At 71.3% G+C, this 23457-nt stretch carries 24 protein-coding genes, 1 tRNA gene and 1 other RNA gene; 15 read left to right on the top strand and 11 right to left on the bottom strand.

All coding sequences use genetic code 11. The features are described from left to right. Nucleotides 1–29: 29 nt before the first annotated feature. Complete coding sequence (locus tag CELGI_RS14410) at nt 30–677, bottom strand: LysE family transporter (protein WP_013884869.1); 648 nt, start codon at nt 675–677, stop codon at nt 30–32. Nucleotides 678–829: 152 nt separating this feature from the next. On the opposite strand from CELGI_RS14410, the gene CELGI_RS14415 reads away from it, so the two are divergent. After that, nucleotides 830–1258, top strand: a complete 429-nt coding sequence (locus CELGI_RS14415) for an Lrp/AsnC family transcriptional regulator (protein WP_013884870.1) — start codon at nt 830–832, stop codon at nt 1256–1258. 2 nt (nt 1259–1260) lie between these two features. After that, nucleotides 1261–1926, top strand: coding sequence for a GNAT family N-acetyltransferase (locus tag CELGI_RS14420; protein ID WP_169315160.1), 666 nt, complete (start codon nt 1261–1263; stop codon nt 1924–1926). Nucleotides 1927–1947: 21 nt separating this feature from the next. Here the strand turns inward: CELGI_RS14420 and ffs are convergent. Beyond that, nucleotides 1948–2044: signal recognition particle sRNA small type (gene ffs, locus CELGI_RS16665), an RNA gene on the bottom strand. A 21-nt stretch (nt 2045–2065) separates the two neighbouring features. Further along, entirely contained in the window at nt 2066–2812 is a 747-nt protein-coding gene (locus CELGI_RS14425; RefSeq protein WP_013884872.1) for an AAA family ATPase, read from the bottom strand. Between the two features lie 116 nt (nt 2813–2928). On the opposite strand from CELGI_RS14425, the gene CELGI_RS14430 reads away from it, so the two are divergent. Both CELGI_RS14430 and CELGI_RS14435 read left to right on the top strand, forming a co-directional pair. Next, nucleotides 2929–3013 (top strand) — tRNA-Ser (locus CELGI_RS14430). A 154-nt stretch (nt 3014–3167) separates the two neighbouring features. Continuing rightward, a complete protein-coding gene (locus tag CELGI_RS14435) occupies nt 3168–4934 on the top strand; it encodes an AAA family ATPase (protein WP_013884873.1) in 1767 nt (588 codons plus the stop codon). A gap of 559 nt (nt 4935–5493) precedes the next feature. On the opposite strand, the gene CELGI_RS14440 is transcribed toward CELGI_RS14435, so the two are convergent. The 4 genes from CELGI_RS14440 to CELGI_RS14455 form a co-directional block, all read right to left on the bottom strand. Then, entirely contained in the window at nt 5494–7029 is a 1536-nt protein-coding gene (locus CELGI_RS14440) for an ATP-binding protein (protein ID WP_013884874.1), read from the bottom strand. Next, nucleotides 7026–7823, bottom strand: a complete 798-nt coding sequence (locus tag CELGI_RS14445; protein WP_013884875.1) for a hypothetical protein — start codon at nt 7821–7823, stop codon at nt 7026–7028. The genes CELGI_RS14440 and CELGI_RS14445 overlap by 4 nt, the downstream gene beginning before the upstream one ends. After that, on the bottom strand, nt 7820–8995 hold the full coding sequence (locus CELGI_RS14450; protein ID WP_013884876.1) for a DEAD/DEAH box helicase: 1176 nt from the start codon (nt 8993–8995) through the stop codon (nt 7820–7822). Before CELGI_RS14450 ends, CELGI_RS14445 begins: the two co-directional genes overlap by 4 nt. A gap of 129 nt (nt 8996–9124) precedes the next feature. Continuing rightward, nucleotides 9125–9562 (bottom strand): very short patch repair endonuclease, encoded by a 438-nt coding sequence (locus tag CELGI_RS14455; protein ID WP_245528114.1) that lies wholly within the window; start codon nt 9560–9562, stop codon nt 9125–9127. A gap of 111 nt (nt 9563–9673) precedes the next feature. Between CELGI_RS14455 and CELGI_RS14460 the strand changes: the two genes are divergently transcribed. The 9 genes from CELGI_RS14460 to CELGI_RS14500 all read left to right on the top strand — a co-directional run bounded on the left by CELGI_RS14460 (nt 9674) and on the right by CELGI_RS14500 (nt 16159). Continuing rightward, the gene (locus CELGI_RS14460) at nt 9674–11044 is read left to right on the top strand and encodes a DNA cytosine methyltransferase (protein WP_013884878.1); all 1371 of its coding nucleotides are present in this window, start codon (nt 9674–9676) and stop codon (nt 11042–11044) included. Nucleotides 11045–11054: 10 nt separating this feature from the next. Then, entirely contained in the window at nt 11055–12395 is a 1341-nt protein-coding gene (locus tag CELGI_RS14465) for a hypothetical protein (protein ID WP_013884879.1), read from the top strand. Nucleotides 12396–12438: 43 nt separating this feature from the next. After that, a complete protein-coding gene (locus CELGI_RS14470; RefSeq protein ID WP_013884880.1) occupies nt 12439–12786 on the top strand; it encodes a hypothetical protein in 348 nt (115 codons plus the stop codon). A 30-nt stretch (nt 12787–12816) separates the two neighbouring features. Next, nucleotides 12817–13320, top strand: a complete 504-nt coding sequence (locus CELGI_RS14475) for a mycothiol transferase (RefSeq protein WP_013884881.1) — start codon at nt 12817–12819, stop codon at nt 13318–13320. A 28-nt stretch (nt 13321–13348) separates the two neighbouring features. Then, a complete protein-coding gene (locus CELGI_RS14480) occupies nt 13349–14008 on the top strand; it encodes a Type 1 glutamine amidotransferase-like domain-containing protein (RefSeq protein ID WP_013884882.1) in 660 nt (219 codons plus the stop codon). A 203-nt stretch (nt 14009–14211) separates the two neighbouring features. Further along, entirely contained in the window at nt 14212–14415 is a 204-nt protein-coding gene (cspE, locus tag CELGI_RS14485; RefSeq protein WP_013884883.1) for a transcription antiterminator/RNA stability regulator CspE, read from the top strand. Nucleotides 14416–14597: 182 nt separating this feature from the next. Then, nucleotides 14598–15164 carry a DUF2510 domain-containing protein gene (locus CELGI_RS14490; RefSeq protein WP_013884884.1) on the top strand — a complete coding sequence of 189 codons (567 nt, stop codon included), beginning with the start codon at nt 14598–14600 and terminating at the stop codon, nt 15162–15164. Between the two features lie 66 nt (nt 15165–15230). Continuing rightward, nucleotides 15231–15527 (top strand): type II toxin-antitoxin system VapB family antitoxin, encoded by a 297-nt coding sequence (locus CELGI_RS14495; RefSeq protein WP_013884885.1) that lies wholly within the window; start codon nt 15231–15233, stop codon nt 15525–15527. Then, complete coding sequence (locus CELGI_RS14500; RefSeq protein ID WP_013884886.1) at nt 15524–16159, top strand: LytR C-terminal domain-containing protein; 636 nt, start codon at nt 15524–15526, stop codon at nt 16157–16159. Before CELGI_RS14495 ends, CELGI_RS14500 begins: the two co-directional genes overlap by 4 nt. A gap of 27 nt (nt 16160–16186) precedes the next feature. On the opposite strand, the gene CELGI_RS14505 is transcribed toward CELGI_RS14500, so the two are convergent. Beyond that, a complete protein-coding gene (locus CELGI_RS14505) occupies nt 16187–17566 on the bottom strand; it encodes a uracil-xanthine permease family protein (RefSeq protein WP_013884887.1) in 1380 nt (459 codons plus the stop codon). A gap of 173 nt (nt 17567–17739) precedes the next feature. Here CELGI_RS14505 and CELGI_RS14510 point away from each other — a divergent pair, with 173 nt between their 5' ends. Continuing rightward, nucleotides 17740–17964 (top strand): hypothetical protein, encoded by a 225-nt coding sequence (locus CELGI_RS14510; RefSeq protein ID WP_013884888.1) that lies wholly within the window; start codon nt 17740–17742, stop codon nt 17962–17964. A gap of 54 nt (nt 17965–18018) precedes the next feature. Continuing rightward, nucleotides 18019–19305: a glycosyltransferase 87 family protein gene (locus tag CELGI_RS14515; protein WP_013884889.1), complete on the top strand. Its 1287-nt coding sequence runs from the start codon at nt 18019–18021 to the stop codon at nt 19303–19305. Here CELGI_RS14515 and CELGI_RS14520 read toward each other — a convergent pair. The 3 genes from CELGI_RS14520 to CELGI_RS14530 all read right to left on the bottom strand — a co-directional run bounded on the left by CELGI_RS14520 (nt 19293) and on the right by CELGI_RS14530 (nt 23328). Beyond that, on the bottom strand, nt 19293–20228 hold the full coding sequence (locus CELGI_RS14520) for an LLM class F420-dependent oxidoreductase (protein ID WP_013884890.1): 936 nt from the start codon (nt 20226–20228) through the stop codon (nt 19293–19295). The genes CELGI_RS14515 and CELGI_RS14520 overlap by 13 nt on opposite strands. A 2-nt stretch (nt 20229–20230) precedes the next feature. Further along, nucleotides 20231–21199, bottom strand: coding sequence for an Fpg/Nei family DNA glycosylase (locus tag CELGI_RS14525; RefSeq protein WP_013884891.1), 969 nt, complete (start codon nt 21197–21199; stop codon nt 20231–20233). Nucleotides 21200–21438: 239 nt separating this feature from the next. Beyond that, the gene (locus CELGI_RS14530; RefSeq protein ID WP_013884892.1) at nt 21439–23328 is read right to left on the bottom strand and encodes an AAA family ATPase; all 1890 of its coding nucleotides are present in this window, start codon (nt 23326–23328) and stop codon (nt 21439–21441) included. Between the last annotated feature and the right edge of the window lie 129 nt (nt 23329–23457).

Genomic DNA, 23457 nt, shown 5'->3' on the forward strand with positions numbered 1-23457 from the left:
CGCGACGACGCCTCCGCACACCCGTGAGGTCACCCGAGCGCGACCCATCCCGCGAGCAGCACCACGAGGCCCGAGCCCGCGGGCGCGGACCAGTCATGCCACCGCGCGCCCAGCCGTCCCCCGGCCCACGCGCCCGCGACCGCGAGCCCGCACTGCCAGCCGAGCGACGCGGCCCCCGCGCCGACCGCGAACGCCACCAGGGCCCCCGGATCCGTGCCCAGCTGCCCGGCCAGGCCGGTGGCAACGGTCGCGAAGATCAGCGCGGTCGCCGGGTTGAGGAGGGTCACGACGACGAACCGCGCCCAGACCCGGACCTGCCGCGGGTCTGCGGCGCCGTCCTCCCGAACCGCCGGCCCGATGCCGTTCGCGCCCCGGCCCAACCACCACCGCACCACCCCGGCCAGCCCGACCGCCGCGAGCACAGCCGCACCACCCACCCGCAGCTGGTCCTCGTGACCGGACAGCATCCGGGTCACCTGGGCCCCGAGCAGGACAGCGAGCACCGCGTAGAGCAGGTCCACCGTCGCGACACCGGCCGCCGCTGCGAGCCCGGCCGGCCGCCCGCGCACCAGCGACTCCCGCACGACCAGGACCGCCACCGGCCCGACGGGCACCGCGACCGACAGCCCCGCGACGATGCCGAGGGCGAGCGCGGCGAGGACGGCGGTGGTGGTCATGCGCGCATCGTCGGGCCTGCGCCGCGCTCGCCGCGAGGCGCGGCGGCGACATCCGCTGTCGCACGACCAATTCGCGCGGTCATTCGGCGTCTCAAGACGCCACGCCCGCGCCTCAGCCGCACAATGCGCTGCGGACTGACACACTCGTCGGCATGGACCGGATCGACGAGGCGATCCTGCGCGAGCTCACGGCCGACGCGCGGCTGCCGTTCCGCGAGCTCGGCGCCCGGGTCGGCCTGTCCGCGAACGCCACCGCGGCGCGCGTGCGGCGCCTGCAGGAGGACGGCGTGATCCGCGGGTTCACGGTGGTCCGGGGGTCGTCGGCCGGCTCGTCGTCCGCGGGGCTCGAGGTGTTCGTGGAGGTGCGGCTGGCGGACGGGACCACCAACGAGGCGTTCACCACCGCGGTCTCGACGCAGTTCCCGCAGGTCACCGACGCCGTGCACGTCACGGGCGCCTACGACTACCTGCTCCACGCGGTGGTCCCCGACGCCGCCGCGCTGGACCTGCTGGTGCGGCGCCTCAAGCGCGATGCCGGCGCCGCACAGACGTTCACGCGCCTGGCCCTGCGGGGGTCGTGACCGTGCACGTCCGCGCCACCACCTCCGCCGACGACCTCGCGCGGGTCTATGCCGACGTGCTGCGCCCGTCCTTCCCCGACGACGAGCTGGCCGACCTGGCCGTGCTGCAGCACCAGCTCACGGCGGGCCACCTGCACGTGGTGGTCGCCGAGGAGGCCGGGGCGCTGCGCGGGGCCGCGCTCGGCGAGTGGTTCCCGGAGCAGGGCGTGCTCCTGCTCGCGCACCTGGCCGTCGCGCCGGGCGGCCGGGGCGGTGGCGTGGGCGGTGCGCTGCTGGACGGCGCGGTGGCGGCGTGGCGTGCGGAGCTGGACCCGTGGCTCGTCGTGGCCGAGGTCGAGGACCCGGCGGTGCACCCCGGCTCACCGGCGCACGGCGACCCGACCGCGCGCCTGCGCTTCTACCAGCGGCGCGGCGCGCGCGTGCTCCCCGTGCCCTACGTGCAGCCCGCGCTGCGACCCGGCGGCGCACGCGTCCCGGGCCTGCTCCTGCTCGCGCTGGCGGTCCGGGAGGACCGGCTCGCGGGCGTCGAGCCCGACGGCACCTGGCTGATCCCCACGCCACCGCTCGACGACTTCCTGCGGGCCTACTACACGTCGGCCGAGGGCAGGGCGCCGGCGTCACTCCCCTGGCCCCCGCTGCCGCCCACACTCGCGGCGCGCCCGGGCTGACGGGCTGCGGCGCCCCGGCACGCAAAGGACCCCCCGTGCACCCGCCAGAGCTCACCTGCCCTTGCTGCCTTCCGGCCCTGGGGGGGTTCAGCGAGATGACGCCGCACGAGGGGTCTGCCGCTCAGCCTAACGCAGCCCGTCAGGCACCCAGCACGTGCCGCAGGTACCGCTCGGGCGCGTCCAGGAACCCGCGCCAGCCGACGACGAGCTCGAGGTCCTCCCACGCCGCCTGCCGCAGCCCCCACGGCCCGACCTCGTAGATCGTCGCGCCCGGCAGCGCCGCGAGCAGGGGCGAGTGCGTCGAGAGGATCACCTGCGAGTCCTGCTGCACCAGGCCGTGCAGGTGCTCCAGCAGCGCCAGGCACCCCGTGAAGGACAGTGCGGACTCCGGCTCGTCCAGCACGTACAGGCCGGGGTGGAGCATGCGCGTGCCGACCAGCTCCAGGAACGACTCGCCGTGCGACATCGCGTGCAGCCCGCCGCTGCCGATGCCGTCCAGGTACGTGTAGTGCCCGTGCATGGTCTCCGCGCGCAGGAAGAACCCGCGTCGCGGCGCTCCGGCACCCCGCACCAGCGAGATCTCCCGCGCGAACGCCGACTCCGTGGCGTGCGTCCGGTGCGTCGACGCCGTGGTCCCGCCCTCCACGCCCAGCCCGAACGCCGCCGCGACGCCCTCCACCAGCGTCGACTTGCCCGCCCCGTTGTCCCCGACCAGCACCGTGACCGCCGTCAGGTCCCACCCCTGCTCGAGCACCTGCCGGACCGCGGGCACGTCGCGGTGCCAGTCCGCGCCGGCGCCGTCGTCCTCGTCCGACGAGCCCGGCGCCTCCCGCGCCTGCACCCGGCGCACGGGCAGGCTGCTCCACGGACCGCTGCGCGCCACCATGCCCGCACCCCACCACACACGACCCACACCGCACGGTTCGGGAGGCCCGCGATCCTCCGCTAGACTCTTGCGCGCAACGCGGACGAGCCGGCCTGGGGCTGGCAGCGCACGCGTCTGGAGGATTCGCCTAGTGGCCTATGGCGCACGCTTGGAAAGCGTGTTGGGTGAAAGCCCTCGGGGGTTCGAATCCCCCATCCTCCGCCGTCCGAAGCGCCCGTGACCTGCAGCGATGTAGGTGACGGGCCCTTCGCCGTCTACGGGTACGGGTGGTCGGCAAGGCCGCGGCGGCGGCTCTGGTAGCAGTTTGCAGTCCAAGCGGCCCGTCTGGGTGGTGCCGTCGCGGCATGATCGACCCATGACTGTGGAGACGCCGCCCCCGCCCGTCGCGCTGACCGAAGATCAAGTCTTCTCGGGCGGAGCAGCTTCCGGGTACCTCCAAATTGCCAAGTGGAAAACGCCCGTCACGTACTTCGTCGGCAGGAACGGGAGTGGAAAGTCTCGCACCGCCCGCGCGGTTGCCGACACGACGGGGGGGAGGCTGCTCTCAACCGACCGACTTACCGGGCTGATGTCCTTCAACGACTATGGATGGGGCTCAGTCCCGTCGGCCTACAAAGGCGTGCCTCTAGGCGAGCCTCAGCGCCAGCACATCCAACAAGTTTCGCGGTCAGCGGGCAGCGCGACCGATGATCTGTACGCGCTAAGAGAGCAACCCGAGGTCGCCCTCAGGGTTGCGGCGTTCGTCCGTCGCGCCCTAGGCCGCGCTATCGACCTTCGCGAAAGCGCAGGCTTCCTGGACCCCTATGTGCGCGTTGGCGACGCCGAGTACTCACTTCTTCGCGACGAGGGGCATGGCCTCCGCGAACTCGTCGTGCTTCTCTCCGCAGCATACAGAAGGGACTGGACCCTCCTTGTAGTTGACGAGCCTGAGTTGCACCTCCATCCATCGATGGTCCGACTTTGGCTCACGGAACTGAACCGAGAGTGCCGGGACTCTGGTAGGCGGGCTCTCATTGTGACGCACGAACCCAGTGTCATCCGGCCTACGAGCCATGAGGATCTTGGAAGCGTCTACTACTTTCAGCAGGGCAGACCTCCGCTCGCAATGAGCGAGGCTGTGCTCCCCGTCCAGGCGCAGCGAGTTACCGCGTCATTGGTCCGCTATCCGACTCTCGTGAGCCAACTGGCGTTCGCGCCGCGGCCCGTCCTGGTCGAAGGCGCCCACGACATCGCCGCTCTCACAACGGCGCTCAAGCGCGGCCAGGCGCCGGAGGTCGCCGCTCAGACCGAGATCGTCGAGTGTGGCGGCAGTGGCGGAGTGGCCCTGTGGTTCGAGATCTGCGGCAAGCTCGGAATTGACGTAAGAGGCATCGTCGACCTTGACGCGCTGCTTGACTCAGAAGTCCAACGCGTAATGGACGCGCGGCCGGAGGTAACCGCCCGCTACGAGACCGAGCTTGCGGCGGAACCGGCCCGCACTAGCACAGTCCTTCGACCACTGCTTCAGGGAGCAGACAAGGCTGACATCCCCGCTGATGGCCGTAGCCGTAGTCGCTGGTTGACGACAGCAATGGGCGGTTCTGCCGGCCACAGCGCGCGCCGGGACAAGTTGCTCGAGATCTGGCGTGACGCTGGTTTGTGGGCACATCCACAGGGCACTTTGGAGGACGTTCTCGGCATCAGAGACAAGGGAGCGGAGCCCGCGAGGTCTGCAGCGTCTTCCCCGGGTGTCATCGATGCCGTCTCCGCCTGGTGCGCGTACGACTTAGACCCCGCAGGCGATGTCGAGGTACTCCTGAACGTCGCCGTTGAACGCGTTGCACATGCGTTGATGGAGGCGATGCGAACGAGCCCGGGCCAAGTCTTCTTCGCGCCGGTCGGCCAGAGCGCTGTCGGTGACTCTCGCCTCGTCCAGGTCAGGCACCAGGGAGGCGACACGTACAGGATCACCGTCCGCGCGCCTGCGCAATTCGAAGGCTACTGGCTGGATTTCTCGAGGGAGACTCCTTCGACCAAGCTTGTGTTGCGGCCTCCCTCAGCCGGACCCAAAGAGGCCGTTGCCGCGACCGACGAGGCTGACGGATCCGGGGCCCAACCCCAGAGCAACTCGCCCGGCTGGTAGCGCGTCATGATGGCCTGCGCCGTCCAGCCGAAACTGCTCATCACCACCCGCTGGTCGCGGCCCGCACCAGTCCGGCGACGGTCAGCTTCTGGCGCAGTTCGATGATGCGGGTGCGTGCGTGCTCGTCGGTGGCTCTCGGGGTGGAGTGCGGGCGCCTGGATCGGGGCTCGAGGCCGTCCAGTCAGGTCTGCTGTTCGAGTGGGCGCCAGCCGGCTCAGGCGGTCAATGCCACTTGGGCGGGAGGGTACGACGTGCGGAACTCAGCGGTGGGCACCGTCAACGACTCCGCTCACGGAGTCCCGTTCGGTGCCTGACCGTCCACGGCGGCGCGAGTCGATCCGAATCCCCTCGGTAGGCTCGAACGGGGACCGCTACGACCATCCCGGCATCGAGCGCTTCCTGGTCCGGAAGCATGCTGCGTCGACAATCCTCCCCGGCTGGATCGGACCCATAGAGTTCGAGAAGAGACAACCGATCACCGTAGCCAAGCCGACTCCACGGAACCGGGCGCACACCCAGAGACCCAATGAGCCAGGGCGACTCACTGGCATCGGCAGCGTCAGTCGAGCGGCTTGAGTGTTCGCAAGAAGCCATCCTTGATCTTTCGCAGCTGCGCAGGCGTAAGCAGAGCGTCCTTGCGGGAGACGCGTTCGACGAGTGCATCCACGTAGAGCATGTAAACAAGCACCTTGAGGGCGCCCTCGTCGTTCCCAACCAACTCGGCCACGAACGGATGCCGCAAGTTCAGAACGAGCGCGAGTTTGTCGCCAGCCGGGAACCCGACGTGCACGAGCGGCTCGCTTGGGTGACTGTCATCGACGAGGCCCAGCGACATCGTCGGGAAGTTCGTATTACCGAAGGTAATGGGGATCAGGTCCCCACCGAGGCCATCGAGCAAGTCACTGACGAGCTCGCTCTCGGCCTCGTCCGCGGCCGGAACGATGCCGGCTTCGACGATCGTTATCTCGGCGCCGAGTTCGTCGTTGTCCTCCAGCTCCTCACGTGTCTGTTCGACGACGGATTCAGCGGCTGCGCGACTGAGCGCGGGCCTGACGTCCGATCGTCGGGACTCGCGCGCCTTGCTGATGTAGTCGGAACAGACATCCTTCAGCGCCTCGAGGAGTTCGTGCTCGTCGGCGCCGGACCAGTCGATGGCGTCCTTGGTGTGGCTGACGCGCCATGCGTCAAAGTCGAGCTCACCGACCAGCCGCTGAGCCTGGAACGAGTTGGGAGAGCCGAAGATCTCCCAAGGCTTCCATCCGTTCGGTGGCCCGCCCTGGATCAGCCGGTCGCGCCTGAAGAGGTGGAAGCCAGCGTCGGCGGCCTTGCCTCGTGCGAGCAGGCCGATCCAGCCACCAACCGGCTTGCCGCCGATGGTGATGTCGATCTCGCGTCGCCACTCGATGGTCTCGTCACCAACCTGCTCGGTGAGCAACTCTGGCTCCACCCACTCCAGGCGTTCCCCATTGAACGTGATGACGACCCGACCGTCGAGCAGATCGCGTCGGTAGATCGACGCGATCTCTCTCTTGATCTTGCCAAGAGTCCGGCCAACGAACACGCGGTCATACTCAAGGAGGCCCTCGACCTGCACACGCGTGTAGTGCTGCGCTGGATCGCGGCCGTCGACAGTCCGGATCGCCAGCGAGGTCGGCTTGTCGGCCTTGAGCTGCGCTACGTCCACCACCGCCGAGTACTCGACCGTCTCGCCGAGTCGCTTACTAATGACACGCCAGCGCGGGCCCAGCCAGCATGCCGCCGTTTTAAGGCCCATCCCGAACTCCGACCGACCGCTGGTGTCTGCCGGTGGCTTCGCAAGCTGGAGAGCACGGCTGAACTCATCGAGGTTCATACCCATGGCGTTGTCCACGACGTCGAGCGTTCCCGCGTCACGATCGTAGAAGAGGTCGACGCACAGGACCGTCGGCTGGCCGGCGGCCTCGTCGATCGCCGCGCGGTGTGCCGCAAAGTTCTGAGTCGCGTTATCCACGAACTCGGCGATGGCGAACCACGGCCGGTACGACAGCCGACGGTACGTCCCATATATGTCGCTGTCCGGGCGGATGTCGACTGTGGGTGATGCGATGTCAGTCATCCGAGCACCTCTCCATTCAGCAGTTCGTAAAGGGCTTGGGCGGGATCAATCGGGCGGATGACCAATGGCCTTCCTTGGACTTGGACGGCGCCTTTTGGCAGGTAGATCGCACGCGCCGTGGTGAGATCGAACACTCGTGTCGGATACATCGTCTGGCCAACACGCAGGCTGAAGTCCTTAATGTTCGGGAAACCGCGGGGCAATGTCCCACGCTGCCGACCGCCAAGGCGCTCAGGCGCGAGTCGGAGTAAGTACTCGACGCCAGAGGGTCCTCGCTTCTCCATCAGGCTGGAGGGCACGCGCCGCCACTCAATCGCGTATGAGCCGCTGCCCGATCTGTACGGGGTTCCGACCGCCAGTTCGAAGCCGAAGTCTCGGCACGCTATGCGGAGCGACTCGCTGAGGTCGTCTGCGACGCAGAGCAGGGTCGGGGGCTCCTCGCGGAGAAGGCGCTCGATGTCGGACGGCGCGAGCGAGGGAAACGCGGCACTCAGGCCCCGCAGAAGGTGTGTGTCGTAGTACGCGGCCTCCAGTGCTTCGAACTGGCCGCGAAAGTGCGACTCAGGGTGGCTTGCGAGTTCAACCTCGACCACGCACCACCGCGAGCAGTCCTTCGAGATGAGCGCAATGTCAGGCCTCACGCGTCCCGCCGGACCGTCAAGGAGTGGCTTCCAGTCGGCCCAGAGCCAGCGTTCCGACAGCCGCTGCACGAAGCGCGGCACGAGTGCCTCGAACTCCCCTTCTCGTAGGCGGATCGGATAGAAGGCTTCGGTCTCTGTCGCGAATGTGGTCACCTGAAACTCACCTCAAACCACGTCACGTCCGCTAGCCCTTCGAGTCGGCGCTCTTCCGCCGCAAGGCGGTCACGCTCGGTTTGGGTTGCGAAGATGGTGGCCACCTCGGCGACTGTCTTGCCAGGACTTGGGCGCAGGAGCCGGCCCAGTCGCTGGACTCGCTGGCGAGTGCTCGCAGAAGAGGCGCACACAAGCCCAAAAGTGGCGTTCGGGACGTCGAGCCCTTCGTCAAGCGCTCTGCACGATACGAGAACGTCGGCCTGTCCTGTCCGAAACAAGAGCAGGCTCCTCAGGGACTGCGCTGGCGACATCTGGGAGTGGTAGGTGGCGACTCGATGCCCCGCGTCCATGAGGCGTCCAGCGATCTCCTCCGCCGCGGCGACCTTCTCGTGGAAGACCAATGAGCGCTCGCCCAGGTGTCGCGACATGATCGCGACTGCCGCAGGTATGCGCGCGCGCGCGCCCTGAGTCACTCGCGATCGCGCGACAAGTCCTCGCCTAATCGCCTCGCTGTTCGCAATCTCGTCCGCGCTAAGGGCGGCGATCCGCTTCGTGAGCCGTGTGTACTGGTCTTCTTCGCTTGGAGTGAGCGGCACGGAGTAGTTCGTCAGCCGGAAGGGCGCCAGGACGCCGTCGGACGCCGCGTCGGCATAGCCGTACTCGTAGAAGACTGGTCCAATCGCCGGCTCAACGAACTCCTCGAACCACTGGTCGTACTCGCGGCTGGGCGTGGCTGAGAGCCCGAGGCTTGCGGACCACTCGGCGTCGATCGCCGTGCGGTTCGAAGGAGAGGCGTAGCGGTGGCACTCATCGGCGACGATCATCCATCGACCGCTGGCTGTGAGCCTCTGGGTCGCTACCCGTGCGGTATTGACGGTCGCAACGTGGAATGTTGCCACGTGGTCCGAGACTCGCCCATCGCGATGAACCGCGAGGTCGCTGCGGCCGATGGTGCCGTCCGCCTGCATCACAGTCAGCCACTGGTCAACTAGCGCCAGCGTCGGGACCACGATCAGGACGCGGATTGCGGGGTCTGCCGTTCGGGCGACCGACATGCAGGCAAGCGCGAAGCGGGTCTTCCCCGCCCCCGTCACGACGCTCGCTACGCCTCGACGCCTTGTGAGCCACTTGGCCAGGGCGTCTTCCTGCCATCTGCGGAGCGGTGTCGCCATCGGTGATCGGACGCCCCTCCGTGTGTGGTCGCAGTTCAGGCTAGTCGTCGCCGACGCCGCGCGTGTCCAATACGGCGGCCGGACTGTGGGGCGAGGACCGTCCACGGACGCGCCGGCCTGAGTGATCGACTACCGCCTGCCCCGGAGAACAGCGGCAACCGAGCCGGCGGCACCCCGAGGGTCATCGTGCTCCCAGATGCGCACCACCAGCCAGCCATCCGCTTCCAGCCAGTGCGTGGTGTCCTCGTCGCGCGCCTGGTTCGCCGCCAGCTTGGCGACCCACCACGCCGCGTTGGACCTCGGTTGGGTTCCGTGCGCCGGGCACCCGTGCCAGAAGCAGCCGTCGATGAAGACAGCGACCTTGGCGCGCGTGAAGGCGATGTCGATCGTTCGCCTCCTCTGCCCGGGCACCGGGTGGTGCACGCGATACCGGTACCCCGCAGCGTGGAGGACACGGCGAACCGCGAGCTCCGCCTCGTTGTCCTTGCGTCGCAGCCGGCTCATCCGTCGCGACACCGACGCATCCGCCGCACCAGGGTGGGCGGGGACGTGGAACGTCGGGGTCACCAGCCCATGCTGGCCCGCGTGCCTCAGCGCCCGCATCCGGGCGGTGACCGACACGCGCGGCGACACGCGGTGGAGCTTGTGCAGCTCGAACGGGAGTTCTAAGCTTCGTGCATGCCCACCGAGCCCGCGTTCCGCTTCGTCGATCTGTTCGCCGGAATCGGAGGGTTCGCGGCCGCCCTGACCGCGTTCGGCGGCAAGGGCGTGTACTCGGTCGAGATCGACCGGGCCGCCGCGAAGGTCTACGAGCTCAACTGGGGCCACAGCCCGCTCGGTGACATCACGCAGGACGCGACCGACTCCGTCATGAACGTGCCTGCCCACGACGTGCTCGCCGCCGGGTTCCCGTGCCAGCCCTTCTCGAAGTCGGGCGCGCAGCGAGGGATGGACGAGACGCGCGGCACGCTGTACTGGAACATCCTCAACATCGTCCAGGCGCACCATCCGTCGGTCGTGCTCCTCGAGAACGTGCGCAACCTCGCCGGGCCGCGCCACCGGCACGAGTGGCAGGTCATCGTCGAGACGTTGCGCGACGAGGGGTACCGCCTCTCCGAGACTCCTGCCGTCTTCTCTCCGCACCAGATCCCGCCAGAGCACGGGGGCCGCCCTCAGGTTCGCGAGCGCGTCTTCATCACCGCGACCTACGACCCCGACGGCATCGGTTCCGCGATCGCGGCCGAGCCGGTCGTCTCGCCTCGTACCCGCGTCGGCGGCTTCGACCCGAGCACCGAGTGGTCGCTCGACGACTTCCTCGACGAGGACCATCACGTGCGAGGTTGCGACCTCTCGGTCGCGGAGAAGCTGTGGATCGACGCCTGGGACGACTTCGTCCAGCTGATGTGGGAGCAGCGCGAGGGCCGCCGCCTGCCGGGCTTCCCGCTGTGGGCGGACGCCTGGCCGACGACGGCGGCGAAGGCGGCCGAGCTGGCGGAACTGATCCGCGCCGAGGAGACCGCCTCGTGGAAGCGGGACTTCCTGGTCAAGAACGCCGCGTTCTACGACGCTCATCGAAGGGTCATCGACCAGTGGGCCGAGAAGTGGGGGGTGTTCACCGACGCCTTCCCGCCCTCCCGCCGCAAGCTGGAGTGGCAGGCGCAGGACACCCCGCGTCTGTGGGACACCGTGATGCACCTCCGACCCTCGGGCATCCGTGCCAAGCGGCCCACGTACCTCCCCGCGCTCGTCGCTATCACCCAGACCTCGATCATCGGACCGCGTGAGCGTCGCCTGAGCCCTCGCGAGGCCGCACGCCTCCAGGGACTGCCTGACGAGTTCACGTTCGGCACCCAGCCGGCGTCCGCGACCTACCGGCAGCTCGGGAACGGTGTCAACGTCGGGGCTGTCTGGAACGTGCTGAAGGCCCACGTGGCGCGCGACGAGGAGATCCTCAAGCGCACCGCCGCAGGGCAGCGGATCGTCCAGGCGGTCCTCGACGCCCCGAGCTCACCCGACCAGCGGCTCCGGGAGATCCTCGCCACCCGCTAGCCTCCGGCTGATGGTCCCGACCGAGCCGTTCCTGCCCGCCGCGTCCAAGGCGGAGGCCGTCGCGCGGATCTACGCTCTCGCGGGGGTCACACCGGAAGCGCTGGGCCCGGGCAGCACCGAGAAGAAATCGGTCCTGGTCGAGCTCGCGAGGCGGCTGGACCTGCCGGTTGACTCGCAAGCGGCCAAGCCGGCGCTCGGTGCCCAGGTCGCGGGCGCGCTCGGCGCCGACTGGCCGCCGGCTGCGTGGTCGAGCGGCTCGACCATCACCTTGTACGGCCTGAACACGCTGCTCGAGGCGGCGACGTTCGAGCTCCACCGGCGGGCGTTCTTGTCCACACCCGAGGACTTGCTCGCGGGGCAGCTCGAGTTCGGCGGCTTCCAGCACGCGCGGAGCAAGCTCGAGGCGGTCAACCGCATCTCCGCGCTCACGCGGAGCGGCCCACAGGTCCTCGGCCCGGGCAGCAAGGAGCGCAAGTCGGTCCTCGTCGATCTCGCAGCCGGGCTCGGGCTCGACGTGGACACCGCGCAGAACAAGGTCGCTCTCGGCGCCGCCATCGCCGCGCGGCTCGGCGCTCGATGGCACGATCGCCACTGGTCCACGGGCCACACCATCACCCTCGACGGGCTCAACGCGCTCCTCGCGGCGGCCGAGAGACGCCTGGGGCTGCTGGGGCAGAGCGCCGCCGACGCGTTCTCCACACCGGCCGACGAGGCCGCGGCGCTGCTGGTGGCGCTGGCCGATGCCATCGACACAGCGTGGGACGGCCGCACCTGTGTCGAGGCCATGCGCGACGCCGAGTTCCGCCACTGGCGACAGACCGAGTGGACGGGCTGGTACTTCGAGTACATCGGCATCGCCGCGCTGGTCAACGCCTACGGGGGCGGGCCACGACGGGTTCGCAACACCTCGTTCGACTACGCCCTGCACTCGACCTGGGATCTCAAGGCGCACAGCGTCCACCGCGACGACGCGGCGATCCTCAACGACCTCGACGCGATCGAGGCAGGGCTCGCCGAGCCTGGCGGGCTGGGGTTCATCGTGCTCAGCGGCGTCGCCGACTACTCGCACAGCGCAGCGTTCGACGCATGGCATCGTGAGCAGCGGGGGGCAGGGCCGGCGCACGACCGGTCGCGCGCGCTCAAGTCAGGATTCGTGCCGCAGCGCCTCGACGCGTTCCACCTGCCGACCATGGAGTCGCTCGAGTCCGCGAGGCTCCGGGGCGAGTTCACCGTGATGGCGCAGGGGCGTCAGCCGGACGGCAGCCCCCGCAAGCCGAAGCTCAAGATCCGGCTCGACGTCGCGCGTTCGTCAGGATCGCTCGTAGCCACGCGCACCCTCAGGACCGGTTGACCTCAGCTGCTCGTCCGCGCGCGAGCCGTGGGACGCTCGGCTTATGAGCAACCCACCCGAGCCGCAGGGACCAGCCGCCGCGTTCCGGGAGGCGTTCGGGCAGGAGGTGCGGCGCGAGGCGCGCGCGCTCCCGCGGGACATGGCACGCAGCGTCCTGGAGGACCTCGCGCTCGGGCTGGGCACGCTCGTGGTGTTCGTGGTCCTCGTCGGCGGGGGCGCGTGGGTGGGTGCGGCGCTGGGCGGGGGCGGGGCCACGCTCGTCGGCGCGCTGGCGGGTGCGGTCGCGTTCGTGGGGGTCGGGGTCGCCGTGGTGGTGGCCGGCGGCGTCGAGGCGGTCCGGCGCCTCCGCGGCCGGGGCGGGGACCGAGCGGGTGTGGGCGGGGCGTCGTAGCGTCGGGAGTCCCGACGTGAGGAGCGGCACGTGCGCAGCAAGGACGTCCTGGCGGACGGCTTCGGCCGGATCGAGGGCCTGGTCCGGTCGGTGGTGGAGGGCGCCGACGAGGCGCTGCTGACCCGGCGGGTCGGGCGCGAGGCGAACACGGTGGCGTGGCTGGTGTGGCACATCGCGCGCGTGCAGGACGCGCAGGTCGCGCCGCTCGCGGGCACCGAGCAGGTGTGGACGGCTCGCGGGTGGGCGCAGCGGTTCGGGCTGCCGTTCGACGACGAGGCCAACGGTTACGGCCAGAGCCCCGACGAGGCGGCGCGCGTGGTCGCGAGCCCGGCGGACCTGCTGGGCTACCTGCACGACGCAACCGCGGCCACGCTCGCGTACGTGGCCACGCTGTCCGACGAGGACCTGGACGAGGTGGTCGACGAGGCGTGGGACCCGCCGGTGACGCGCGGCGTGCGGCTGGTCAGCATCCTGGCGGACGTGCTGGAGCACGCGGGGCAGGCGGCCTACGTGCGCGGCGTGCTCGAGTCATGACCCGCCTGACGAGGCACGGGACGGCGCGGTGAAGCTCCTGCTGACGTCCGGCGGCGTCACCAACGCCAGCATCCGTGCGGCGCTGGTGCAGATGCTCGGCAAGCCCGTCGAGGAGTCCGCGGCGCTCGTGGTGCCGACCGCGCAGTGGGGCCACCCGATGTGCGGGCCTGCGTCGGTGCGCCGCCTGGTGGCGGCGGGGGCCGGGTCCCCGCACCTCGCGGGGCTGGGGTGGGCGTCGCTCGGGGTGCTGGAGCTCACCGCGCTGCCGACGATCGGCGCCGAGCGGTGGGTGCCGTGGGTGCGCGAGGCCGACGTGCTCCTGGTGGACGGGGGCGATGCGACGTACCTGAGCCACTGGGTGCGCGAGTCGGGACTGGCGGCGCTGCTGCCGTCCTTGACGGACACGGTCTGGGTGGGCGTGAGCGCGGGGAGCATGGTGATGACGCCGCGCATCGGGACGTCGTTCGTCGCGTGGCCCGCCGCACCGGACGACTCCGCACTGAGCGTGGTCGACTTCTCGATCTTCCCGCACCTGGACGCGTTCCCCTCCAACACGCTCGAGGCGGCACAGCGGTGGGCGGCGCAGATCGGCGGCCCGGCGTACGCGATCGACGAGCAGACCGCGATCACGGTGGTGGACGGGACGGTCGAGGTGGTCTCGGAGGGGCGCTGGACGCGGTTCGGCTGAGCGGGTGCGGCGTCCCACCAGGCAGACAATCTGTGGGTGAGGCCTCCACGGCGGGCGCTTCGCCCGGTACGGTGGCGCCGTAGTCGCAGTGCATCGCGTATCACCGCCCCGGCCTCCGGTCGGCGCGGCCCGGACGACGACCACCGTGATCACCGGTCCCGGCACCGCCGGGGTCGTCCCGCCGCAAGAAAGTGATCGGCCACATGGCAACTGGCACCGTGAAGTGGTTCAACGCCGAGAAGGGGTTCGGCTTCATCGCGCCCGACGACGGCGGACCGGACGTCTTCGCCCACTACTCAGCCATCCAGTCGAGCGGCTTCCGCTCGCTGGAGGAGAACCAGAAGGTCGAGTTCGAGATCACCGAGGGCCAGAAGGGCCCGCAGGCCTCGAACATCCACCCCCTCTGACCGTCCCGAGCCACGCTCGGACAGTCTCGACGAACGGCGGGTCCCCTCGGGGGCCCGCCGTTCGTCGTTCCTGAGCCGCTCGTGCGCCTGGCCGGGCTCAACCCGCGGACCGGACCTGCCGAGTAGTCAGTGGACGCCGGCTCTGCGGGCGGACCCGACGAGCAGCGCGACGGAGAGGCCTCATGAACGCCCCCACCCCCGGTTGGTACCCCGATCCGCAGCGCCCTGACCTGGTGCGCTGGTTCGACGGGACCGTCTGGACCGCACACGTGGCACCCGCGGCGCCCGGTGGCCCGGGTGCGGCGCTCGCGGCGGCACCGCGGCGCCGGTCGGCCGGCATGACGGCACTGGTGATCACCCTGAGCGTCCTGGGGGTGCTGTTCGTCGTCGGGATCCTTGCGGCCATCGCCATCCCCGTGTTCCTCAACCAGCAGAAGGTCGACGCCTTCCGCGAGGCGGTCGACGCGCAGTCCTGCGAGCGGGTCGAGGACGACTGGACGCGCCTGAGCGTCGAGGACCCGGGACCCGGGGAGCGGCCGGTGGCGTCGATGGACCTGGCGCCGGTCGACGACGAGCGCGCCACGGTGCAGCGGCCGGGCGCGGGCATCAAGGTCCACGTGCTGACGTGCGAGGGGATCGTCGAGGACGACCGGGGCGATCGGAGCTTCGTCCGCATCGAGGTGCAGATGGACCGGGACGGGCAGGGATGGCTGACGCCGCTGGACCCGACGGGCTCGGGCACGCCGTGACGCGCGCGCGTCCATGCCCGGCGCGGCCCGGGAACGCACGGCGCGGCGCCCTCTAGAGTGGCCTCCGTGATCTTCAAGGCGGTGGGCGAGGGCAGGCCCTACCCGGACCACGGGCTCGAGACGACGAAGCAGTGGGCCGAGGTCCCGCCGCGCCAGGTCCGGCTCGACGAGCTGGTGACCACGAAGCGGACGCTGGACCTGGGGAACCTGCTCGCGGAGGACTCGACGTTCTACGGCGACCTGTTCGCGCACGTGGTGCAGTACCGAGGCGTGATGTACCTCGAGGACGGCCTGCACCGCGCGGTGCGGGCCGCGCTGCACCAGCGGCCGGTGCTGCACGCACGTGTGCTGGTGATCGAGTGAGCGACGCGGACCGCGCCCGCGCGCTGCGCCGGCGCCACATGCACGAACGTCAGGCCGTGGTGTTCGGCGTCCTGCTGGCGACCCTTGCGGTGGTCGGCCTGGGCGCCGCGGCCGTCTACACCGGGAGCCTGAGCCTGCCGTTCGTCGAGGAGGAGTTCTCGGCCAGCCCGACCCCCACCCCCGTGGTCCGCTCGTACCCGTGCCCGCCGGAGGGTGCGCGCCCGGTCTCGTACGGCAAGATCACGGTCAACGTCTACAACTCCACCAAGACCGGCGGTCTGGCGGCGAAGACGCTCGCGTCGTTCACCGACCGCGGCTTCAAGGAGGGCAAGACCGCGAACCAGCCCGAGTTCGAGGGCACGGCGCTGGTCACGTTCGGCCGCAAGGGCATCGCGGCCGCGTACACGGTCGCGGCGCACATCCCGGGCGCCCAGCTCAAGCTCGACGCGCGCAAGGACGCCACGGTCGACGTGACGGTGGGCACCGAGTACACGGCGCTGATCCCGGTCGACGAGGTCAAGCTCGACGCCAAGGAGCCGCTGGTCGCGCCCAAGGGGTGCACGCCGCTCGCTGACCTCAAGCCGACCGCGACGACCGCCCCGAAGCCGACGAAGTCCGCCTCGTCGGACTGAGCTCCCGTCCGACGAGGCGGCGCGTCGTCAGTGCGCGGCGCCCTCGACCACGGCGTGCTCGTCGCCACCCGGCGCGGAGGCCGGCGAGGCGGGCTCGTGCGTGGTGCCGCGCCACCGGGCCACCACCCGCATGAGGTGGTAGATCCCGATGGCGCACGCCGTGCCGAGCGCGATGCCCTTGAACGTCAGGTCACCCGGGGTCCAGGTGAAGTCGGCGATGCCGACGACCAGGGCGACCGCGGCCGGCATGAGGTTCACGGGGTCGGAGAAGTCGATGCGGTTCTGGATCCAGATGCGCGCGCCGAGCAGGCCGATCATGCCGTAGAGCAGCGTGGCCGCACCGCCGATCACCCCGGGCGGGACGGTGCCGACGGCAGCCCCGAACTTGGGCGACATGGACAGCACGAGCGCGGCGAGCCCGGCCACCCAGTACGCGGCCGTGGAGTAGACGCGCGTCGCGGCCATGACACCGATGTTCTCGGCGTACGTCGTGGTGCCCGAACCGCCGCCCAGGCCCGCCAGGGTGGTGGCGACGCCGTCGGCCAGCAGTGCGCGGCCGGTCATCGGGTCCAGACTCGTGCCGGTCATCGCGGCGACGGACTTGAGGTGGCCCACGTTCTCCGCGACGAGCACGAACACCACGGGCAGGAACAGCGCGAGCACGTTGAAGTCGATGCTCGGCGTGACGAACTCGGGCAGGCCCACCCACGCGGCCTTGTCGAGCTCCGCGAAGTCCACCTCGCCGCGGATGAGTGCGACGACGTAGCCGAACGCGACGCCCACCAGGATCGAGAGGCGGCCCAGCATGCCGCGGAACAGGACCGCGCTGAGCAGGATCGCGCCGAGCGTGCACATGGCCGTGACGGGTGCGGCGCGGAACCCGCTGGTCTCGTCCACGCCCCACGCGACCGGCGCCAGGTTCAGGCCGATGAGCGCGACGATCGCGCCCGTGACCACCGGCGGCATGACGGCGTCGATCCACCGCGTCCCGGCCAGGTGCACCACCAGGCCGACCACCGCGAGCAGCAGACCGGTCAGCAGGATGCCGCCGACGGCGACGGACTGACCGCCTGAGGCCTTCGCGGCGGCGATGGGGACGATGAACGCGAAGCTCGAGCCCAGGTAGCTGGGCACGCGGTTGCCGGTGATGAGCAGGAAGCCGAGCGTGCCGATCGCGGAGAAGAACAGCGTGGTCTGCGCCGAGAACCCGGTGATCAACGGCACCAGGAACGTGGCCCCGAACATCGCGACCACGTGCTGCAGGCCGATGCCGATGGTCCGCGGCCATGCGAGCCGCTCGCCGGGCGAGACCACCTGCCCGGGCGTGATCCGCCTGCCGTCGCCGTGCACCGTCCACCCGAACCGGCTGCCCTGGGTGGCGTCCTTCGTCGTGCTCGGCTGCGTCACGTGCTCCTCCGTACCCCGGCCGTCGCCGGTCGCTCGCTGGGGGCTCGGGGGGGCGCTCGTCGGCCCCTCGCCCGTCCCGAGAACGGACAGTAGCGGTCCCGCTCGGCGCGCACGGGAGTTCTCCCGGTGGCAAGGTCGTTCGGGTAACGTCCGACCCGACCTCGGAGGTCACGATGTCCGATCACGACGAGACCAACGTCCCGCCCACGGCCGCGGACGCGGTTCCGGGCGGCGTCCCGGACCCGGTGGTGGCGACAGCACCCACGGCGCCGCCGGCAACCGACGAGTCGAAGGACGACGAGATCGACGAGACGCTGGCGGCCGAGCGTCCGCCCGTGTACCCGGCGGCGGGTCCGCAGTCGGGCGTCGTCCTGCCGCCCGTCCCGCCGCGCACCTGACCTGACCGCCGCCCCACCCCGGGGCCCGCCATCACGGAGGCCCCGCTGAACCGGTTGCTGCGATCGCCGCTGGCCCTGTGGTGCGCGTTCCTCCTGGTGCACGGCTGGATCCTGGTCGTGGGCGTGTGGTGGAAGCCCAGTGAGACGTTCTGGGACATCGACCTGTACCGGTGGTGGGTGTGGCAGGGCCTGCACCAGGGCGTGTGGCCCGTGCTGGACGGGCCGTGGGTGTACCCGGTCGGCGCGCTGGTGCCGATGCTCGCCGCGGGCGTCGGCGGCACCGGGTACGGACACGGCTACGCCCTCGCGTGGACGCTGTGGCTCACCGCCTTCAACGCGGCGGGCGTGCTCGCGCTGCTGCACGCGCCACGCGTGATCGGCCACCGGCAGGTGGCGCGGACGCAGGCGGGCGCCTGGTGGTGGATCGCGTTCATCGCGCTGCTGGGCCCCGTCGCGATCGGGCGGCTGGACGGCGCCGTCGCACCGATCGTGGTCGGCGCGCTCGTCCTCGCATTGCGGCACCCCGCCGTGGCCTCGGCGCTGCTGACGTTCGGCGCGTGGGTCAAGGTCGCGCCCGGCGCGCTGCTGCTCCCGCTGGTCCTCGTCGTGCGGCGCAAGGCCGAGGTGGTGGCGGCCGCGGCGACCGTCTCCGCGGTCGTCGTGCTGGGGGTCGCGGCCGGCGGCGGCGCCGCGCACCTCACGTCCTTCCTCGACCAGCAGGACGGCCGCGGGCTGCAGATCGAGGCGGTGGGTGCCACGCCGTGGGTGCTGGCGAGCACCTGGCGGCCCGACCTGCGGATCGAGCTCAACGCGGAGCTCGTGACGTGGGAGGTGCACGGCACCGGCACGCAGGCGGTCGCGGACGCGCTGGGCGCGCTGTTCTACCTGGGGCTGGCCGCCGCGGCCGCGCTGCTGTGGTGGTGCACGCGCCGCCTCGGTGACCGGTTGTGGACCGACGCGACCGTGCGCGCCCAGGTGCTGATGCGCGGCGCGCTCCTGGTCAGCCTGCTGCTGATCGTGCTCAACAAGGTGGGCTCGCCGCAGTACGTCGGGTGGATCGCGCCGCCGGTCGCGGTCGCGCTCGCGCTGCGCCTGCCCCGGTGGCGGACCACCGCATGCCTGGTGGCGGGCATCGCGGGCGTGACGCAGCTGGTGTTCCCGTGGGGCTACGCGGACATCACGGGCGGCGGCACCGGCATGGTGCTGGTGCTCGCCGCCCGCAACGTCGCGCTCGTGGTCCTCACCGTCCTGGTGGTCCGTGACCTGGTGCGGGACGTGCGCACCGCGGCGCCCGCGCGCGCGATCCCGGCCGAGCCCCGGCCGGAGGCTCAGGTCAGCTGAGGGACGACCTCCTCGGCGACCAGCGCCAGGTGGTCCAGGTCCGCCAGGTCCAGCACCTGCAGGTACGTGCGCGTGGCGCCCTGCTCCCCCAGCCACCGCAGCCGCTCCGCCACCTCGCCGGGCGTGCCAGCCAGGCCGTGCTCGCGCAGCTCGTCGGGCTCGCGGCCGATCGCCTGCGCGCGGCGCCGGAACTCGGCCTCGTCGCGGCCCACGCACAGCACGAACGCGGCCGAGAGGACCAGCTCGTCGGCGGGCCGGTCGATCTGCTCGCACGCGCTGCGCACACCCGCGAACTTGTCCGCGACCGTGTCCAGCTCCGGGAACGCGAGGTTGAACTCGCTCGCGTACCGGGCCGCGAGCGCGGGCGTCCTGCGGGGGCCGTTGCCGCCGACGATCACGGGCACACCCGCGCGGCCCCGCGCCTGCTGGACCGGCTTGGGCAGCGCCGGCGAGTCCGTGAGCGTGTAGTGCGCGCCGGTGTGCGAGTACGTCTCCCCCAGAGGCGTGCCCCACAGACCCGTGACGATCTCGAGCTGCTCCTCGAGCAGGTCGAACCGCTTGCGCGGGAACGGGATGCCGTACGCGGTGTGCTCGGCCTCGAACCAGCCCGTGCCCAGGCCCAGCTCCACGCGGCCGCCGGACATCTGGTCCACCTGTGCCACCTGGATCGCCAGGATGCCCGGGTAGCGGTAGGTGACCGACGAGACGAGCGTGCCGAGCCGGATGCGGGACGTCTCCCGGGCCAGGCCCGCGAGCGTGGTCCACGCGTCGGTGGGGCCGGGCAGCCCCGTGCCGCCCATGGCCAGGTAGTGGTCGGAGCGGAAGAAGGCGTCGAAGCCCAGCTCCTCGGTGGCCTGGGCGACCGCGAGCAGGTCGTCGTACGTGGCGCCCTGCTGGGGCTCGGTGAAGATGCGCAGCTGCATGGTCATGTCTTCCTCGTGGTGGTGCGGGGTCGGCGCTGGCACGTCGGGCAGCGGTAGAGCTTGCGGGCGGCCATGTCCTCGACCAGCACGGGCGTGCCGCACACGCGGCAGGGCTCACCCGCGCGGTGGTACACCCAGTGCCGGAGCCTGGTGTCCGTGGCGGCGGCCCGGCGCTCGTCGGGCGTCAGGTCGTCGCGCGTGATGATCATGCCCTCGGCGATGCCCGTGGCCAGGAGCGTCGCCCAGTCCTCCCACAGCGCGGTCGCGGTCCGCACCGGGACCTGGCGGCCGGGCGTGCGCGGGTCCAGGCGCGCGCGGAACAGCAGCTCGGCGCGGTAGATGTTGCCGATCCCCGCGACCACGGCCTGGTCCATGAGCAGCTGACCCACGGCGACCGAGCGCGCGCGCAGACGCCGCACCATCTCGCGGCCCGCCGCGGCACGCTCGTCGTCGTCGGTGAGCGTCGCCGGGTCCGGCCCCAGCCGCTCGACCGCGGCGGCGGCACCCGCGGGGTCGAGCACCTCGCACGCCGACGGGCCGCGCAGGTCCGCGACCGTCTCCTGCGACGCGAGCCGCACACGCACCTGACCGACGGGGTCCGGCGGGAACTGCGCGACCAGCCCGCCCTCGTCGGCCGGGCCCTCGCGCTCGTCCTCGCCCATGCGCAGCACGCGGCGCAGACGTGGCGCACCCATCGAGCCCCAGGCGAGCTCACCCGTGGTCACGGGCGTCAGCCGGCCGTGGAAGTCCCAGGCGCCGTACAGGCCCAGGTGCACGCGCAGCACGTCACCCGAGGCGAACGTGAGGAACAGGTGCTTGCCCACCGCGGTGGACTCGAGCAGCACCTGACCGTCCAGGCGTGCGGCTCCCGCCGCGAACCGGCCCTGGGGCGAGGTCACGCGCAGCGCCCGGCCGACGAGGTCGAGCTCCAGCTGGCGGGCGATGCGGTGGACGGTGTGACCTTCGGGCACGCGTCGCAGGCTACGTCACGGGCGGGTGAAGCGCGGCCCCAGCGGAGCGGGTCGGGTGGTGCCCCGGACGCGTCGCGCGCCGGTCACCACGGCGGCAGGCGGGCGCCGGACCAGGGGGCGGCACCGCACCGCTGAGGGCTCCGCGGGCGGGGGACAGTCGCACGGCTCGGTGGGGCGCGGGTCGGCCTCGGCGCACGGGCACGCCGGGCCGGTCGGCACGTCCTGGGGCACGGTGGTGCTCATGCGGCGGGCTTCTCCCCCACGCGCGAGGCCACGGCGGACGCGAGCGCGGGCCGGGCCGCGCGGGCCTCGGCCAGCGCCGCGGCCCGCTCGAGCACGTCCGTGATCTCGGGGCCGATGAGTTCGTGCCGGTCCAGCAGCGCGTCGCGCAGCGCCTCGACCAGGTGCCGGTTGCGGGACAGCAGGCGGCGCACCGTGCTGCGCGCGTCGTCCAGCACCCCCTCGAGCTGTTCGCGCGCCGCGGAGTCCGCCAGCACGCAGCTCACCAGGTCACGGTCGGCCGCCAGGAACGAGACGAGCGAACCCGTCATGCCCGCCGCACCCACCATCTGCGCCGCCGTGCGCGTGGCCGCCGCGAGGTCGGAGGCGGGCCCGGTCGTCGTCTGCCCGAAGAACAGCTCCTCCGCCACCCAGCCGCCCATCGAGATCTGCACGAGCGCCTGCAGGTCGTACTGCGAGTGCGTCCACACCTCCTCGCAGTCGCCGTGCGCGAGCAGCCCGAGCGCGTCACCGCGGCGGATGATCGTCAGCACCTCGAGCGTGCGGTTGGGCGCCACGAGCCACGCGACCGTGGCGTGCCCGGCCTCGTGCGTCGCGATCAGGCGCTGCTCGGCCTCGGTGTAGCGCACGGGCTGGCCGATCCCCACCATCTCCGTGATGCGCGCCTGCTCCACGTCCTGGAAGGACATCGTGGTCGCACCCCGGCGCAGCGCGTTGACCAGCGCCTCGTCCAGCAGGTGCTCGATCATCACGGGCGTCCAGCCGTTGGTGGCGGCCGCGATCCGGTCCCGCAGCGCCGGGTCGTCCAGGCCCACCTCGTGCGAGCGCCTCGTCAGGAAGTGGTCGACGAGCGCGCGGCGGCCGTGCGCGTCGGGCGTGGAGAACGTCAGGTGCCGGTCGAACCGGCCCGGGCGCAGCAGCGCCGGGTCGAGGGAGTCGGCGCGGTTGGTCGCCGCGATCAGCAGGATCGGTGCGCGGCCGGGACGGCGCTGCATGATCTGGCGGTGCGCCGGCAGCAGCAGGTTGATCGCGGCGACCACCCGGTTGTAGAGCTTGTCCACGCCCGTGGGCTCGTCGAACGACTGCATCTGCACCAGGAGCTCGTTGACCACGCCGCCCGTGCCCTCGGAGATCACCGCGTTCGTCGTCGTGCCCCGCAGGCCGGGCAGCCGCGCGGAGGACGACGACACGCATGCGCTGGCGGCCGACGGCCCGTACGCGGGTGCGCCCGCGAGCATCCCGCCACGGCGCAGCGCGATCGCGTCGATCTCCTCGATGAAGCCGATCGCGCCGCCCTCGCGGCGGGCCGTGGCGCGCAGCGCCTTGAAGTAGGAGCGGATCCGGCGCGCGGTCGCGCCGTAGTACATCGACTGGAACGACGTCGCCGAGACGAACAGGAACGGGACCCCCGCCTCGGCCGCCATGGCCTTGGCGGTCATGGTCTTGCCCGTGCCCGGCAGCCCCTCGAACAGCAGGCCGCGGCGCGGGGTCCCACCCATCTGGTCGGCGAACCGGCGGTGCGTCTGGAACAGGTCGATCGAGCGCCGCACGTCCTCCTTGACCGGGTCGATGCCGATCACGTCGTCGAGGCGCACGTCCACCTGCTCGGGCCGGTACGTCAGGTGCGGCGAGCGGGACGTGCCGAACGTGGTCAGCACCACGATCAGGAGCATCGCGACGAAGAACACGACGATCGTCAGCAGGAACGGGTCCACGTGCGGCAGACGCGGGAACAGGGGCCACCCCGCGAGCGCCGCGGTGATCACCCACGCCTCGATCGCCAGGACGGCGCCCGCGAGCCGGTACACCCGCCGGCGCCGCACCCGCTCACGCTCGACCGCGATGTCGTGCGCGCCCTGCCGGATGGGGGACTGCAGCTCCTCGGCCACGGGCCGCTCCTCTCGCCAGGCACGCGGGCGCGAGGCCGCACGGCGGTGTCCGCTCATCCTGGGACCGGGTGTCCGATTCGGCAATATCAGACATATCGGACCACCCGTTCGGCGTAACCGCGGCGCCGC

Origin of the sequence: Cellulomonas gilvus ATCC 13127 (assembly GCF_000218545.1) — a bacterium.
Lineage (GTDB): Bacteria > Actinomycetota > Actinomycetes > Actinomycetales > Cellulomonadaceae > Cellulomonas > Cellulomonas gilvus.

Excerpts from the sequence above, each read along its gene's own strand:
- CELGI_RS14440 (WP_013884874.1), bottom strand. The coding sequence starts at position 7,029 with ATGACTGACATCGCATCACCCACAGTCGACATCCGCCCGGACAGCGAC.
- CELGI_RS14510 (WP_013884888.1), top strand. The coding sequence starts at position 17,740 with ATGTCCGATCACGACGAGACCAACGTCCCGCCCACGGCCGCGGACGCG.
- CELGI_RS14425 (WP_013884872.1), bottom strand. The coding sequence starts at position 2,812 with ATGGTGGCGCGCAGCGGTCCGTGGAGCAGCCTGCCCGTGCGCCGGGTG.
- CELGI_RS14450 (WP_013884876.1), bottom strand. The coding sequence starts at position 8,995 with ATGGCGACACCGCTCCGCAGATGGCAGGAAGACGCCCTGGCCAAGTGG.
- CELGI_RS14415 (WP_013884870.1), top strand. The coding sequence starts at position 830 with ATGGACCGGATCGACGAGGCGATCCTGCGCGAGCTCACGGCCGACGCG.
- CELGI_RS14435 (WP_013884873.1), top strand. The coding sequence starts at position 3,168 with ATGACTGTGGAGACGCCGCCCCCGCCCGTCGCGCTGACCGAAGATCAA.
- cspE (WP_013884883.1), top strand. The coding sequence starts at position 14,212 with ATGGCAACTGGCACCGTGAAGTGGTTCAACGCCGAGAAGGGGTTCGGC.
- CELGI_RS14460 (WP_013884878.1), top strand. The coding sequence starts at position 9,674 with ATGCCCACCGAGCCCGCGTTCCGCTTCGTCGATCTGTTCGCCGGAATC.
- CELGI_RS14465 (WP_013884879.1), top strand. The coding sequence starts at position 11,055 with ATGGTCCCGACCGAGCCGTTCCTGCCCGCCGCGTCCAAGGCGGAGGCC.
- CELGI_RS14490 (WP_013884884.1), top strand. The coding sequence starts at position 14,598 with ATGAACGCCCCCACCCCCGGTTGGTACCCCGATCCGCAGCGCCCTGAC.
- CELGI_RS14410 (WP_013884869.1), bottom strand. The coding sequence starts at position 677 with ATGACCACCACCGCCGTCCTCGCCGCGCTCGCCCTCGGCATCGTCGCG.
- CELGI_RS14520 (WP_013884890.1), bottom strand. The coding sequence starts at position 20,228 with ATGCAGCTGCGCATCTTCACCGAGCCCCAGCAGGGCGCCACGTACGAC.
- CELGI_RS14470 (WP_013884880.1), top strand. The coding sequence starts at position 12,439 with ATGAGCAACCCACCCGAGCCGCAGGGACCAGCCGCCGCGTTCCGGGAG.